The organism is Ruegeria sp. CJ9 (assembly GCF_056536625.1).
This window is the reverse complement of the sequence record NZ_JBQFPY010000009.1, coordinates 126,897-141,311: the sequence shown is the minus strand read 5'-3', so window position 1 is coordinate 141,311 and position 14,415 is coordinate 126,897. Positions and strand designations below refer to the sequence as shown.

Annotated in this window: 12 protein-coding genes; 8 read left to right on the top strand and 4 right to left on the bottom strand. The window is 55.6% G+C overall.

The window, feature by feature from the left end; genetic code table 11:
* The first annotated feature begins 2 nt into the window (after positions 1-2).
* From ACR0AJ_RS17475 to ACR0AJ_RS17455, 5 genes are all read left to right on the top strand, one after another.
* Positions 3-1,118 (top strand): ABC transporter ATP-binding protein, encoded by a 1,116-nt coding sequence (locus ACR0AJ_RS17475; protein WP_480741465.1) that lies wholly within the window; start codon positions 3-5, stop codon positions 1,116-1,118.
* Positions 1,115-2,170: an ABC transporter substrate-binding protein gene (locus ACR0AJ_RS17470; protein WP_170413609.1), complete on the top strand. Its 1,056-nt coding sequence runs from the start codon at positions 1,115-1,117 to the stop codon at positions 2,168-2,170. Before ACR0AJ_RS17475 ends, ACR0AJ_RS17470 begins: the two co-directional genes overlap by 4 nt.
* Before the next feature lie 93 nt (positions 2,171-2,263).
* Positions 2,264-4,330: an oxidoreductase gene (locus ACR0AJ_RS17465; RefSeq protein ID WP_480648573.1), complete on the top strand. Its 2,067-nt coding sequence runs from the start codon at positions 2,264-2,266 to the stop codon at positions 4,328-4,330.
* An 8-nt stretch (positions 4,331-4,338) separates the two neighbouring features.
* A complete protein-coding gene (locus ACR0AJ_RS17460) occupies positions 4,339-5,538 on the top strand; it encodes an aromatic ring-hydroxylating oxygenase subunit alpha (protein WP_170350835.1) in 1,200 nt (399 codons plus the stop codon).
* Positions 5,539-5,563: 25 nt separating this feature from the next.
* Positions 5,564-7,132 carry a trimethylamine methyltransferase family protein gene (locus tag ACR0AJ_RS17455; RefSeq protein ID WP_170350836.1) on the top strand — a complete coding sequence of 523 codons (1,569 nt, stop codon included), beginning with the start codon at positions 5,564-5,566 and terminating at the stop codon, positions 7,130-7,132.
* 63 nt (positions 7,133-7,195) lie between these two features.
* Here ACR0AJ_RS17455 and ACR0AJ_RS17450 read toward each other — a convergent pair whose 3' ends face one another.
* Entirely contained in the window at positions 7,196-8,590 is a 1,395-nt protein-coding gene (locus ACR0AJ_RS17450) for an aminotransferase (RefSeq protein ID WP_480741462.1), read from the bottom strand.
* Positions 8,591-8,761: 171 nt separating this feature from the next.
* On the opposite strand from ACR0AJ_RS17450, the gene ACR0AJ_RS17445 reads away from it, so the two are divergent.
* Entirely contained in the window at positions 8,762-9,361 is a 600-nt protein-coding gene (locus ACR0AJ_RS17445) for a TetR/AcrR family transcriptional regulator (RefSeq protein ID WP_170350838.1), read from the top strand.
* A 111-nt stretch (positions 9,362-9,472) separates the two neighbouring features.
* Here the strand turns inward: ACR0AJ_RS17445 and ACR0AJ_RS17440 are convergent, their stop codons facing one another.
* The 3 genes from ACR0AJ_RS17440 to gph form a co-directional block, all read right to left on the bottom strand.
* On the bottom strand, positions 9,473-10,252 hold the full coding sequence (locus ACR0AJ_RS17440) for a HalD/BesD family halogenase (RefSeq protein WP_170350839.1): 780 nt from the start codon (positions 10,250-10,252) through the stop codon (positions 9,473-9,475).
* A 141-nt stretch (positions 10,253-10,393) separates the two neighbouring features.
* The gene (locus ACR0AJ_RS17435; RefSeq protein WP_170350840.1) at positions 10,394-12,286 is read right to left on the bottom strand and encodes a DEAD/DEAH box helicase; all 1,893 of its coding nucleotides are present in this window, start codon (positions 12,284-12,286) and stop codon (positions 10,394-10,396) included.
* Positions 12,287-12,835: 549 nt separating this feature from the next.
* Positions 12,836-13,510 carry a phosphoglycolate phosphatase gene (gene gph / locus ACR0AJ_RS17430; protein WP_480663749.1) on the bottom strand — a complete coding sequence of 225 codons (675 nt, stop codon included), beginning with the start codon at positions 13,508-13,510 and terminating at the stop codon, positions 12,836-12,838.
* Between the two features lie 225 nt (positions 13,511-13,735).
* Between gph and hemP the strand changes: the two genes are divergently transcribed.
* Together hemP and ACR0AJ_RS17420 are read left to right on the top strand one after the other, a co-directional pair.
* Entirely contained in the window at positions 13,736-13,903 is a 168-nt protein-coding gene (hemP, locus tag ACR0AJ_RS17425) for a hemin uptake protein HemP (RefSeq protein WP_170350842.1), read from the top strand.
* Positions 13,900-14,376 carry a hypothetical protein gene (locus tag ACR0AJ_RS17420; RefSeq protein WP_170350843.1) on the top strand — a complete coding sequence of 159 codons (477 nt, stop codon included), beginning with the start codon at positions 13,900-13,902 and terminating at the stop codon, positions 14,374-14,376. The genes hemP and ACR0AJ_RS17420 overlap by 4 nt, the downstream gene beginning before the upstream one ends.
* Positions 14,377-14,415: the final 39 nt, after the last annotated feature.

Sequence of the window (14,415 nt, the reverse complement as noted above, 5' to 3'; positions counted from 1 at the left end):
TGATGAGCGAAAAGAACATCATCGAAATACAGGGCGTCGAAAAACGCTTTGGTTCCTTTGTGGCCGTGTCCGACCTGAACCTGACCTTGAAAGAGGGCGAGTTCTTTTCGCTGCTTGGGCCTTCGGGCTGCGGAAAGACAACGGCCTTGCGCATCATCGCGGGTTTTCAGGATCACGAAGAGGGCGAGATCCGGATTGACGGACGGACGATGGGCGAGGTGCCCGCCAACAAGCGGCCCACCAACATGGTGTTCCAAAGCTATGCGATCTTTCCGCACCTGAATGTGGGTGACAATGTCGGGTTCGGCTTGCGAAAGACAAAGCTGTCGCGAAATGAAATCAAGGAACGCGTTGCCGAGGCGCTTGAGATGGTGGAACTCGGCGGCTTGCAGGATCGCAAGGCCAATGAGTTGTCAGGCGGGCAACGGCAGCGTGTGGCGCTGGCCCGCGCATTGGTCATGCGGCCCAAGGTGTTGCTGCTGGATGAACCATTATCCGCGCTGGACAAAAACCTGCGCGAAGCGATGCAATTGGAAATGCGCCGCCTGCAGCAAAAGCTTGGCATTACCTTCGTCATGGTCACGCATGACCAGTATGAGGCGATGACCATGTCCGACCGGATCGGGGTCATGTTTGCTGGGCAGCTCAAGCAAGTCGACAAGCCCGAGGTTCTGTATTCCCAACCTTGCAACCGAGAAGTGGCCTCTTTCATCGGCGGGATGAACTTTCTGAATGCCGAAGTGACTGCTGAGAACGCCGACACGCTGGACGTGAATGTTCAAGGGTTTGGCTCGATGACTATCGGGGTGAACCCCAACGTTCAGGTGCATGACATGGATCTATTGGTCGGCGTTCGCCCCGAGCAATTGGAGATCAGCGCGGAAAAACCGGATGGGTACGACGCGCATGTTCAGGGCAAGGTGTCGGACGTCGCCTTCTATGGCGAAAGCGTCCACTATTATGTGCGCGTCGACGGGTTGCCGGAAAGCATCGCCGTTGCAGTGCCAAACTACTTTCACACAGTTGATCACAGCCGCGACGATACCGTCTGGCTTGGAGTTCAAAGCGCCTCGGTGATCGACTTGGGCAAACGTGAATCTTTGGGAGGAAACACATGAATAAAACAGCATCACTTACGGCAGCAGTGGTTGCCACCTTCACGGCAAGCCAAGCATTGGCCGACGCGGCTGATCTGACCGTTTTCGACTGGTCCGGATATGAGGATCAGGGATTCTTTGGTGATTACGTCGAAAAATACGGCGGGCCGCCCAGCTACACTTATTTCGGCAGCGTGGAAGAGGCTTTCACCAAACTTCAATCCGGGTTTGAGGCCGATCTGGCCCATCCGTGTACGGACGCCCTGAGAAAATGGGTCGCAGCGGATATGATCAAGCCGATTGACACCAGCAAGCTGGAAAACTGGGACAAACTGATGCCCAAGATCAAAGAGGTCGATGGTATCACGATCGACGGGCAGACCTATATGGTACCCTTCGAATGGGGGAACACTGGCCTGATCTACCGCACCGACATGATTTCGGCTGATGATGTTTCGCTGCAATTGTTGTTAGACCCGGCCTATCAGGGCAAGGTTGCCGTTCCGGATGCAGCCTCCAGCGCGTTCGCCATGGCTGCACTGGCAACTGGTGCCTCAAGCTATTCCGATATGAGCGAAGAGGAGTTCCAGAAGGCGGCGGATTACCTGCGGGCAATTCATCCCAATGTACGTTTCTACTGGTCTGATGCAGGTCAACTGGATCAAGCCATTGCCAGTGGTGAGGTGACCCTGGGTTGGGGCTGGAACCAATCGGAGTTGAACCTGATTTGGAACGAAACCCCGGCAGTCATGATGCGTGATGTGGACAAAGGCATCGCCACCTGGGTCTGTGGTTACGTGCATCTGAAGTCTGCCAAACAGTCCGATGAACAGGTCTACGACATGCTCAACGCGCTCAGCTCGGCCGCCAGCGGTAAGTATATCATCGAAAGCTGGGGTTATGCCCATGCCAATGAAGACGCATTTGCGCAAGCTGATCCAGAGTTGATTGAGACCTACGGGTTCTCGGACGTGGACAGCTTCTTTGACGGCAGCCTGTTCTTCGACGCGGTCAATCCTGAGATTGAAGCGAAGATGTTGAAGGAGTTCGAGCGCATCAAAGCGGGCTTTTAGAACCATCTAACTACACAATTGGGATTGGCGGTGCCTTAGAAAGCCCGCCGATCCCACAGAACCATTTCCAATTCTTCTGGAGGAAGCGCGGCAATGTCAGGCGCTGACGGATATTCTGTTCTCTTTGAACCGGTTCAGATCGGGCCAGTGACGGCCAAAAACCGGTTTTATCAGGTGCCCCACTGCAATGGTATGGGACATCTGCGACCGCAGGCCGAAGCTGCCATGCGGGCAATGAAGGCCGAGGGTGGTTGGGCCGTAGTGTCCAATCAGGAGACGGAAATTCATCCCACTTCAGATTTGTCCCCATATGCGGAAAACCGACTATGGGACGAACGGGATATTCCAGCGCTGCGCCTGATGACTGATGCAGTTCATGCCAAGGGTTCGTTGGCGGCCATTGAATTGGCACATAACGGCCACCATGCGCAGAACCACCTGAGCCGCGCGCCTTTGCTAGGCCCGTCAGAACTTGCCTTGCAAACAGCGTATCCCAAACAGGCTCGGGCGATGGATAAGTCGGACATTCGCGAGTTTCGCAAGTGGCACCGCGCGGCGGCGCGGCGGTCGCGCGAGGCGGGCTTTGACATCGTGTATGTTTATGCCGGTCATCACATGACCCTGCCGCATCATTTTCTGCTGCCTCAGTTCAATGACCGAACGGATGAATACGGAGGCTCGTTGGAGAACCGGGTGCGCTTAACCCGAGAGCTTCTGGAAGAAACCAGAGAAGAGGTCGGGGATGAGTGTGCTATCGCCTTGCGTTTCGCAGTTGATGAAATGCTGGGATCAGACGGGATGCAGGCGCAGGAAGAAGGCCGTGCCGTAGTCGAATTGCTGGCAGACCTGCCAGACCTATGGGACGTCAACGTCGCGGACTGGAGCAATGACTCGGCGACGACACGTTTTGAGCCCCGCGACGGTTTTCAAACCTCATACATTGAATTCGTCAAACAGGTGACGTCCAAGCCTGTTGTGGGTGTCGGGCGTTTCACGTCTCCGGACTTGATGGTGTCACTTGTCAGGAAAGGTATCCTTGATTTCATCGGCGCAGCGCGACCATCCATTGCCGACCCGTTTCTTCCCAACAAAATAAAGGAAGGTCGGATCGAGGAAATTCGCGAGTGTATTGGCTGCAATATCTGTGTGTCCTCCGACGCGCTGGGCGTTCCTATCCGATGTACTCAAAACCCGACGATGGGGGAGGAGTGGCGCCGGAAATGGCATCCTGAAATCATAGAGAGCCGAGGAAAAGAAGAAGCCGCGCTTGTTGTCGGCAGCGGTCCCGCCGGGCTTGAATGCGCCATGCAATTGGCGCGTCGGGGCTATGACGTAACCTTGGCCGAAGCCAAGCAAGAGCTTGGGGGGCGCGTGTTGCAGGAATCCGGTCTGGCCGGGCTATCCGCATGGAGGCGCGTGACAGATCACAGGATCTATGACTTGCAGCAACGCGGGAACGTGCAACTGTTCACCGACAGTTCCTTGTCAGCAAGCGAGGTTATCGAGTTGGGCATTCCGAATGTCTTTCTGGCAACTGGCGCGTCATGGCGGCGAGACGGTCGCGGGAAGTCTGCGTTCCGGGGCGTATCGATAGAGGTAGGTTCACAAGTATTCACTCCGGACGACATCATGTCAGGGGTAATGCCGGGGGATGGCCCGATTATGGTCTACGATGATGATCAGGCCTATCTCGGTGGTGTGTTGGCGGATCATCTGGCGCAGGCCGGGCGAGAGGTCGTCTTTGTAACCCCGGCCTCGATGGTTTCACCTTTCACTGAATTGACCTTGGAACAGGTCAAAGTGCAACGCGGCTTGTTGGAAAAAGGTGTTCGGCTGGTGTTGTCCCAGACCCTGGTCGAAATCACGCCCGGAATGGCGAAAGTTCAATGCGCCTATACCGGACGCGAACAAAGCGTCGAGTGCGCATCAGTTGTTTTGGTCACGCAGCGCGCGCGAGAGACTGCCCTTTATGAGGAACTGCGAAATTTGCCCGACAAGCCACTGACAAGTCTGGAACTGATCGGTGATGCGGCAAACCCCGGTTTGATCGCTGACGCTGTATATTCGGGCCACATGGCAGCCAGGAATTTTGAACGCGACGCGGGCGACATCGACCGTGAATTTTTCCGTCGGGAAATCGTTTCCCTTGAATCTGCATGAGGTGCGCTATGCCAAAAGATGACTTGCAAGTAATGCGCGACTTGATGGAAGCGCAGCGGGAAGGGTTCGCCTTGCCGCGCCATTTCTATACGTCTCAGGCAGTATACGAAAACGATATCAGCACGTTCTGGAATCGCAACTGGATCTGGGTCGGACATATCAGCCAGATTGCCGAGCCGGGCGACTATTTCCTGTTCGACTACGGACCTGAATCCATCATCATCGTTCGGGATCGCGAGGGTGAGGTGCGCGCGCATCAAAATGTTTGCCGCCACCGGGGATCGCGCGTTTGCATTGAACAGAAAGGCAAGGCGCGAAACTTCATCTGTCCCTATCACGCGTGGACCTTTGACCTGAACGGTAAGCTCAGAAACGGGCGGTCAATGGGGGCGGATTTTGACCCGGGCCAGTACGGTTTGTTTCCGGTTCAGGTAAAGATATTTCAGGGTCTGATTTTTGTTTGCCCGTCCGAAGACGCGCCGCCGCTGGACGCCGCTTTGGATAGGCTGGCCCCGCTGTCAAAGCCGTTCGGTTTTGAGAATCTGAAGATTGCCCATGAGGCCTCATACCCGGTTCCGGCGAACTGGAAGCTTGCTCTGGAGAATTACTTGGAATGTTATCACTGCGCGCCATCTCATCAGGACTATTCGCGCAGTCATTCCTTGAAAGATCCGGCCCAGGTTCTTGAGTTCAGCGGGGCCCTGCACGAGCGGATGAAAGAAGCCGGGGTTCCCCTCGAGGAGCTTGATCTGACTGGAGAAAACGCAGTCGCACCGGGCGCAGATGTCTATTGGCGGCGTTACCCACTGTTCCCCGGCTACTTGACCGGCAGCAAGGATGGCGCGCCCTTGGCGCCGCCATTGGGTGAGCTGAAATCCCAAGACGGCGGGGCCACCGATCTGGGGATCGGTACGCTAAACTATTTCCTCGTTTATGCCGATCACGTGGTCGGGTATCGGTTCGTGCCGCGTGCTCTGCAAGACACCGATATTCAGATCGTCTGGTACGTACGCGGCGACGCCGAAGAGGGGCGCGACTATGACAAGGATACCCTGACATGGCTGTGGCATGTCACGTCGCTCGATGACGAACGGATCATCCGGCACAATCAGGAAGGCGTGAACTCGCACCATTTCGTCCCCGGGCCATTGTCCGAGATGGAATGGAGCATTTCGGGCTTCTATCGCAACTACTTCAGCATGATCTGAGACGCGCAAAATTCGGAGAAAGAACATGACAGAGCTAACGCAGCGCAGATCAAGACGGCGCGGGGGCGGGCGTGAGGCACGCGCAGCCGTGCGAACCAGCAACGCAGCCTCGCAAGCAATCTGGCCGGGTATTTCGGGTGGGCGATACAAGCCCCTGTCAGACGCGGACATGTCGCGCATTCACGAGGCCGCGCTTAGCATTCTGGAACGCACAGGCGTGGGGGACCCAACGCAGGAAGTTCTCGATCTTGTGGTGCCAAAAGGGGCGACATTGAACGCGCACGGCAGGTTGTGCTTTCCTCGCGCCTTGATGGAAGATCTGTTGGCCAAAGCCGCCAGTGAATTCTTTGTCCATGCACGCGGATCGCGGGCTGGTAAGGACGACATGCACTGCACCAAGGACAAGGTGTATTACGCAAATTCCGGCACGGCGGTGACAACCTTTGATGCCGAGACTCGCAGTTACAGGCCATCAACGCTTAAGGATATTTACGACTTCACCCGCTTGGTCGACCGGCTCGATAATATTCACATGACCGGTGACACGGTTTTGGCGACGGATGTGCCACAGGATTATGAGCATGACATGAGCATGCTCTACGCCATTCTGGCAGGCAGCGAAAAACCTTCCTGCCTGACCTTCAGAACCCGCGAGCACATTCAGGATGCGATCCATCTGTTCGATCTGGCATCGGGTGGCGAGGGCAAGTTCCTTGAAAAGCCCTCGGTCATCTTTGGAGGCTGTCCCATCGTATCCCCGCTTAGGTTCGGGCGCGAAAATCTGGAGATCTTGATCGATACGGCGAAGATGGGGCTGGTGTGCGATCTTGCCGTTCCCCCACAGGCCGGGGCGACTTCGCCGGCGCCTTTGGCAGGAACCTTAGCGCAAGCGGTTGCTGAGACCTTGTCTTGCGTCGCTATTGCGAACCTCATCAATCCGGGCACTCCGGTCGTTTTTGCAGCTTGGCCTTTCATCACCGACTTGCGTACTGGGTCCTTTACTGGCGGCAGTGGCGAACAGGCGTTAATTTCAGCTGCGGCCATCCAGATGGGCAATTTCTATAACCTGCCGACCAGTGTTGGGTGTGGTATGACGGATTCTAAAATCCCGGATGCGCAATACGGTTTGGAAAAGGCACTGACCTTTGCTTTGGCGGCGCATGCCGGTGCCAACAGGCTCTGCGAATTTGGCGGTATGCTTGGCAGTCTGATGGGCTGCAGCTTTGAGTCTATGGTCATCGACAACGAGGCTGCGGGCATGATCTCGCGAACGCTGCGCGGGATCGAGGTGAGCGACGACACGCTTTCGGTCGACGTTATCCATGAATGCGCAATTGATCCGGGTCATTTCCTTGGTAACGCGCAGACCCTGCAATATATGGAGACGGAATATGTCTACCCGACCCTGCTGGATCGGGAACTGACCGATACTTGGGAAAAGGCAGGTCGACAGGACATGTTTGAGCGGAGTCGGTCGGTGGTCAACGACATCCTATCCAATCACTATCCGAACTACTTTGGCAGCAAGGCTGATGCAGAGGTGCGGGCCAAGTTTCCGATTAAATTACCGCCTGAGGCGATGCAGGCGGGTTGAGGACAGCGGAAGGCGATGCGGCATTGAAACTTGTAAAATAGTGATGCCGCATCAAGACGGCTTCTAAGCCTTAAACGCACCCTGCTGTGTCAGGTCTTCAGTCGCCAACCGAATACCTTTCTCAAGGATATCGAACATCCGGTTCAACTCGCCTTCCGTGATGATCAGCGGTGGGGAAAACACGCACATGTTGATGATCGGTCGCAGGATCAACCCGTTTTCCTGGCAATGCTGGTCAATCAATGCGCCAACAGACTTATCAAGGTCCAAAAGATTATCAGCATTAGCATCGGCAACGCATTCGACGCAGCCAACCAGCCCCATACCTCGGGCGTCACCCACAAGTGGCAAGGCCGCCAGAGCCTGAAGGCGTTCTTCGAACAGCGGCGTAAGCGCGCGGACATGTTCCAGAATACCGTCGCGCTCCATGATTTCGATGGTTTTCAAACCAGCTGCCGCGCTTACCGGGTGGCCTGAATAGGTGAACCCGTTTGAAAACGTAGCCTCCTGCGCGTTCCCACCACTGACATCTGCGATCAGTCGATCAGAGATAATGCAGGCCCCCATGGGGACATAGCCAGACGTCATACCTTTGGCGCAGGTGATGATATCTGGTTGAATGCCAAAGACGTCTTCGGATGCAAACCAATGCCCAAGCCGCCCAAATCCAGTCACAACCTCATCTGAAATATACAGGACATCGTATTTCCGGCAGATGTCCAAGCAGCGCTGATGATACCCCTGCGGAGGCACGATGACCCCACCAGAACATAGGATTGGTTCAGCGATGAACGCCGCGACTTTGTCAGGGTCGGTTTCCAGGATCATGTTCTCTAGATCAGCGATTTTTTCGTCTAGAAAATCTTCAACCGTTTGATCGGCGCGGCGCGTGTATGGGTTCACATTCGGCAGGAAACGCGTCAGGTGAGAGGCCTGGTCCAACCACCCTTTGTCGCGCTCTTTTCCAGATACTGAGGCCGCCAAATAAGTCGAACCGTGATAGGCCTTTTGCCGCGATATCACGATCTTTTTTTCAGGTTTGCCAAGCAGGTTATTGCGGAACTGCACAAACCGCAGGGCGCTATCAACGGCTGTTGAGCCGCCGGTTGTAAAGAACACATGGTTCAGGTCACCCGGTGTTCTTTTGGCGATCTCATGTGCCAGCCGGGCTGGGGCCGAGTTGGCGTTGTTGAAGGGCGAAAAATACGCCATCTCTTTCGCTTGCTGGGCCATCGCATCGGCAATTTCAGCGTTCCCATAGCCCAATTGAACGCACCACATCCCCGCAGGCCCATCTATCAAGCGTTTTCCGTCCTCTGTCACGATGTGAACGCCTTGGCCACTTTCGGCAAAGGTTCGTTCATTTTGGCCAAGGAATGACATCCCTTCCCACGGATGCAGGAAGTGTTCGTTGTCCCAGTCACGTACGGGCTGAAAGTCGGAGTTGAACAGGGTCATGGGGCACCTTGATGTAACATATATCACAAATTGAACAAACATTCATTCAATGTCAATCCTTGAACTTTCGCTTCACTAGATGCGAGAAAGCAAAAGCGAGTAACCCAGCGAAGGAAAAACAAGATTAAACTCGAGGCCGATACTCCGACCAATGCCCGCGATCTGAGTAAGTTGCAGAACCGACAGCAGCTGATTCAGGCGGCTGCGGATGCCATCCATAAATACGGTATTCGGGGCACGACCTCGGCCAGAATCCAGGAGCTGTCAGGACTGTCGAGGGGGATGGTGAACCTGCACTTTGGTTCCAAAGAGAAATTGCTGCTTGCCGTGGCCGAGGAGTTGTCAGCGCGCTATGCCGGGCAGTGGAAAGCAATCGCGGACAGTCCGGAATTAGGCCCTGCGGACAAGTTAATCTCAATCCTCAAGGCGGATTTCGACCCTTTGGTCCTGAATGCACGGGACGTTGCGATCTGGTTTTCATTTCGGGCCGAAGCTCTCTCGAACCCCGACATATTTCCTTTCATCGACTCACGGGACAAAAGTTTCCGGGCAGTGATCCTTGAACTGTTGCAGCAAATCATAAGCGAAGGTGGGTACAAAGACGTAGACGCCAAACTTGCAACAGATGCATTGATTGCTTTGCTGGAAGGGCTCTGGACCGACTTCCATTTACACTCTGAGATTTTCAAACCCGAAGAGGCTTTGAAAATCTGCTTGTTTGTCTTGCAGTCGATGTTTCCAAGTCATTTTGATTTTAAATCGATATCTTAAATAGCGAGACGGCGCTTCTACGAGCCACCTCAGAATTGGGTTAGTGGAAAAACTGGCGGCCTTCCAGGTCCCATCTTGCGCATATTCGTACTGCATTGCAGTAAGCCGACGTCAGTTCAATCGACCGTAAAAGGTCATGCGGGCACTCTCTGACAGTTCCACATCAGGTTCCGAGTTATAGGCCAACACGGCGAGCATTCTTGTCTTGTCACTCTCATTCGGTGAGACCCGGTGAATGGAGTTTCTACCGCGAAACAGAACCAGCGTTCCTTGATCCATGTTCAGGATTTGTGGCTTCAATTCTTTGTCCAGAACGGCCCTGACACCTTCATAGTTCATGTCGCCTGCGCTCGCGTCCCGCAGGTCCTTTACATATTCGAAACGGCTACCGGCGTCGGGTTTCTGGATCAGCAATGTGATTGCGAACGAGGAATTGTCGAAATGCCAACCGAGTTCTTGCCCTCGGGTTGCGTAGTGAATGTTAATTGACGACAGCGGATCGACATAAGGGTGCAGTTCAGTCTCGCCCGTGAGCTGCTTGATGAAGCTGTGGAATAATGGGTCGTTATACAGAGTGCGCAGGGGCGATGTCGGTGACACCACGTCGTCGCAGATACATCCTTTGGATGACTCCACTTGCCGATTTGCCGGGTGTGATGCGTCAAACTCTGGATTTGGCGGCGTTAGGTAGACCGAGTGGCTTTGAGTGCAGAAATATGCCTGGTCTTGTCCCGTCAAAGCCTCGGCTTGCATCATTGCCAGTGCCTCGGGGCGGATAAATTCCTCAAGGACCAAGACACCGTTTTCATTCAGTGACGATCTTGCCTTCGTACCGAAATCTTCATTTCCCAGAGGGTAACGCCCAAAGTCGACGATGTCTGCAATATTCATGCCACTGACCCATTTAGCAAAAGCTTAGAACGGGTGGATTAAACCTTTTCTGACAGCGCGAGAAAAGCTGCATTTTCAGTGCGGCTTGTTTGCCTCCCAAGAACGAACCCAGGCGAATTCGGGTCGGGGGAACGTTTCAGCTTACTTGGAACGTCTCGGTACAGAATTGCCGCCCTTTGCCGCGGCAGCGCGTGCGCGGTTTTTCTTGCTGTTTGGCTTACCCTTGGGCGGCGGCGGGCCCTTTGGGCCGCGGTTTGGTTTTTTGCCTTTGCTGCTTAGGCTATCGCCATCGCGCTTGGGCTTAGTGTCGACTTTGGTTTTCTCAGGCGGCTTTGATGCCGTCTTTTTTCGCGCCTTCGCAGGCTGTGGATCGACAAGGCGAGGCGGTCTGCGCTCAGACTTTTGCGGGTCTCTCTTGCCTTTCACACCTCGTTTTGGGCCTGTCTTTGTCGGTTTCGAAAAGTCGGGGGCCGTGTCCAACCGCACGATGTCTTTTGTGCCCTCGACCTTCATCTCAGGTCCGATCGCGTCCAAAAATCCGGAAACGCTGCTCTCGCGAATTTCGATAAAGGTCACATCGTCAGCGATGCGGATCGCGCCGATATCGGATTTGGTGAGGTTCCCGGCCTTGCACACCATGGGAAGAACATAGCGCGGAGACGCGTTATCGTTGCGTCCTTCCGACAGCGAAAACCACACACTCGGGCCAAAAGGTGCCTCTGACTTTGTCCCTGTGGTTTTGACGTCGCTTAACTCTTCCGGAGCAGAATGCTGACGTTTGTATTGACGGACATAGGCCGCGGCGAGTTGTTCCGGCGAGAATCTGGCCACCAGTTCGTCGACCGATGTGCGCTCGCTCTCGACGAGATCCACCTGCCAGTCGTCCGAGCCGAACATCCGCTGTAGATCCTGTGCGTTGACTGCGTCTGCGGAAGGTGCCGGACCCCAATCAGCAGTCAGTTTGGCGAATTTCAACAGCCGTTGAGCCTTTTTGAACGAAGCCGGTGCGACGATCAGGGCGCTGACCCCTTTGCGCCCCGCGCGCCCGGTTCGACCTGAACGGTGCAGAAGAGTTTCGTGACTGTTGGGCAGTTCGGCATGGATCACCAGATCCAGATTCGGCAGGTCAATCCCGCGCGCGGCCACGTCGGTCGCCACACAGACGCGGGCACGCCCGTCGCGCATGGCCTGCAGGGCATTTGAGCGTTCGCTTTGGGTCAGTTCACCGGACAAAGCCACAACCGAGAACCCACGGTTCGACAAGCGGGCAGTCAGGCGTGCAACCATCGCACGTGTGTTGCAAAAGACGATGGCGTTCGGGGCCTCGTAATAACGCAGCACGTTGATGATTGCGTTTTCACCATCGCGCGGGGCCACATTCATTGCACGGTATTCGATATCGGCGTGTTGCGTCCGTTCACTGACGGTACTTACACGCTCGGCATCCCGTTGATACCGGGTGGCAAGGGTGGCAATGGCGCGCGGAACCGTGGCGGAAAACAACAGTGTTTGGCGGTCTGTGGGCGTTTCGTCGAGAATGAACTCCAGATCCTCGCGGAACCCAAGGTCAAGCATTTCGTCGGCTTCATCCAAAACCACAGCGCGCACGGCCGTCAGATCAATCGACCCGCGCATGATATGATCGCGCAAACGCCCCGGGGTCGCGACCACGATATGCGCCCCACGTGACAGAGCCCGGCGTTCGTCGCGCATATCCATTCCGCCAACGCACGAGGCAATGAACACCCCCGCGTCGGCGTAAAGCCATCCCAATTCGCGTTTGACCTGCATTGCCAGCTCTCGCGTTGGCGCAATCACCAGTGCCAAAGGCGCGTCTGCCGTGCCGAAAACCTGCGCATCGCCCAAAATGGTCGGCGCGATGGCCAGGCCGAACCCAATGGTTTTTCCCGATCCGGTTTGGGCCGACACAAGCAGGTCTTTTCCTTGCAACTCTGGAGCGGACACGGCCTCTTGGACCGGGGTCAGGGTGTCATATCCTTTGCGCTTCAGCGCATCTGCGATTGTCTGTTTCATAGCTCGGCTCTCTTGGGTGATGCGGTCACCCTCAGAGCGTCCAACACACGGATCATTGTCGAAGCACGCTCCTTACCGAGAGACGAACCGGATGTATAGAGTGGAAGATGAATGGCCGCTGAACCGGCGGATTTTTCGACCACAGTCGCGCGGTGTGGTACAAACAAGCCTGTGAATCCAGCGTATATTCCAGGTCAACGCCAGGGTGGTGGACTGTACCGTCCAACGTCATTTGCCCGGTAGGACAGGCAGCCGCACGGTCCTGCCTTACAAGCGCGTTAAGGGTTCGCCTATTTTTCTGTTTTCAGGGCAAAACCCCTGTTTGCGCTAAAATGGGCGAAAAAATTAACTGTGATTTCAACACTATCCGGGGGGCTACGGGAAACCCCCTATATCGAAATTCAGGCCGATTCGTTAACTGTGTTTTATCGAACGGGTCATATCGGACGATACCACTTTTCCCCTGTGAGGGGCTGGCTACTTACCCCCTCGGCCGGCCCCTCAGTCACTGGCCGCGACCCGTTTCGATCCCCCTCTAGAAATAGACTCTCAGGCGCTTTGCTCCAGAGATAGCAGTACTTGTGCAACCAGTTTGGGCAATTCAGAGGATCGGTCGTAGCTTGCTGTATGTGGAATGTCGGCAACCGGTGATTTTCGATAACCTTCGGTGAACAACAAAAACGGCACTTGTGCGCGTTGAGCGGTTTCGGCATCCACCTCGCTATCTCCGACAAACAACTGCGGACCGGCTGTGGTAACGGCGGCAAAGCTGGCCTCAAGATGGGCCGGGTCGGGTTTGCGGGTGTTCAGGCTGTCACCGCCAAGGACGGCATCGAAATGGGGTGCAAGCCCCATCGCCTCAAGCACATGGCGGGCAGGGGCTTCGGGTTTGTTGGTACAAACCCCCAGAACGCAGCCCATTTCACGCAAATGCTCCAGCGCCTGCAGCACACCGGGATAGACCACAGTTTTATCGCTGGAGGCGGCGTTGTAATGGGCAAGCGTCAACCGGGTCAGATCACCGTGCTGGGCCATCGGCAGGTCGCAATGCTCAATCACACGCTCGACCAGTTTGGGTAGCCCGTTGCCAACAAATTGTTTGATCTGGTCCTGTGATAAGGGCGCTACGCCGGCGTCACGCAACATATTGTTCGCGGCCGCGGCAAGATCAGGAAGACTGTCCACGAGCGTTCCATCCAGGTCAAACATGATAGTCGCGGCCATTGGCTGCCCCCTTGGTTTGATATTCTGAGAAAGTGGTACCCTGCCTGAATTTTTGGTGCAATCGTGCGAGGTTGGAGAATTTACCAGAACGGGCCTTGACATACCTGACTATTTTAATCAGATTATTATTCAAGTCCACAGCCAACCCCTGTCAGGGTCAGCCAGATCAAGTGAAACGCGAACAGATTAAGGCATTTCGCCCCAGCCCCCTCTGGAGTTGTCCTGATGAATATGCAGACCCCGAATCCCAGCCAATCCTATGCTGTATCCATGCTGCCATCGCATAAGGCCGAAGAACTGACCAATGGCGGTAACCTGGCCCATATCGAATTGGGCGACCAGCTGTATACGCTGCGCATCACCCGCGCAGGCAAATTGATCCTGACGAAATGAGCGCGAATTCCTCTCGGGGTGGGGCGGCTGTTGGCCGCTTAACTGACCTTGGCCCCGTCGAAGCCGGAGCCGTGATGTACTTGCGGCTTTGGGGTGATGGTGCCCAGGGCCGCGCAGATGCCGCCAGCGATTTTGAAATTGCGTTGGGCGCAGAATGCGGGCGCGCTGCGATGATGTCGCTTGACCGCCTGTGTTCGCTGTGCGCGCATCACGGGCGCCGCCCGTTGATCCGTCACGGATTGGGGTGTTCTTGTCTTGGCGCTGACGAAAATTGCTTTGCGCAGATGATCGCGGCGGCCTCTGAAGGTTCCCGTGAAGACGCGATGATGATGGCGTCCCTGATTGTGCGACCGGATTTTGCCCCCGCTCTGGCCTCATTATCAGAAGAACTTGGACTGGCGCTGCGTCGTATGACCGCGTCGATTCCGCTGCCCACAACCGGGCACCAACCCCCCGCAGCCCTGCTGCATTGAGCAGCAGCGTGGCGCAGAACCCCGGCCCTCCCTAGGCCG

Coding starts and splice junctions, on each gene's coding strand:
- gph (WP_480663749.1), bottom strand. CDS start 13,510: ATGGCCGCGACTATCATGTTTGACCTGGATGGAACGCTCGTGGACAGT.
- ACR0AJ_RS17420 (WP_170350843.1), top strand. CDS start 13,900: ATGAGCGCGAATTCCTCTCGGGGTGGGGCGGCTGTTGGCCGCTTAACT.
- ACR0AJ_RS17470 (WP_170413609.1), top strand. CDS start 1,115: ATGAATAAAACAGCATCACTTACGGCAGCAGTGGTTGCCACCTTCACG.
- ACR0AJ_RS17435 (WP_170350840.1), bottom strand. CDS start 12,286: ATGAAACAGACAATCGCAGATGCGCTGAAGCGCAAAGGATATGACACC.
- ACR0AJ_RS17465 (WP_480648573.1), top strand. CDS start 2,264: ATGTCAGGCGCTGACGGATATTCTGTTCTCTTTGAACCGGTTCAGATC.
- ACR0AJ_RS17440 (WP_170350839.1), bottom strand. CDS start 10,252: ATGAATATTGCAGACATCGTCGACTTTGGGCGTTACCCTCTGGGAAAT.
- ACR0AJ_RS17460 (WP_170350835.1), top strand. CDS start 4,339: ATGCCAAAAGATGACTTGCAAGTAATGCGCGACTTGATGGAAGCGCAG.
- hemP (WP_170350842.1), top strand. CDS start 13,736: ATGAATATGCAGACCCCGAATCCCAGCCAATCCTATGCTGTATCCATG.
- ACR0AJ_RS17450 (WP_480741462.1), bottom strand. CDS start 8,590: ATGACCCTGTTCAACTCCGACTTTCAGCCCGTACGTGACTGGGACAAC.
- ACR0AJ_RS17475 (WP_480741465.1), top strand. CDS start 3: ATGAGCGAAAAGAACATCATCGAAATACAGGGCGTCGAAAAACGCTTT.
- ACR0AJ_RS17455 (WP_170350836.1), top strand. CDS start 5,564: ATGACAGAGCTAACGCAGCGCAGATCAAGACGGCGCGGGGGCGGGCGT.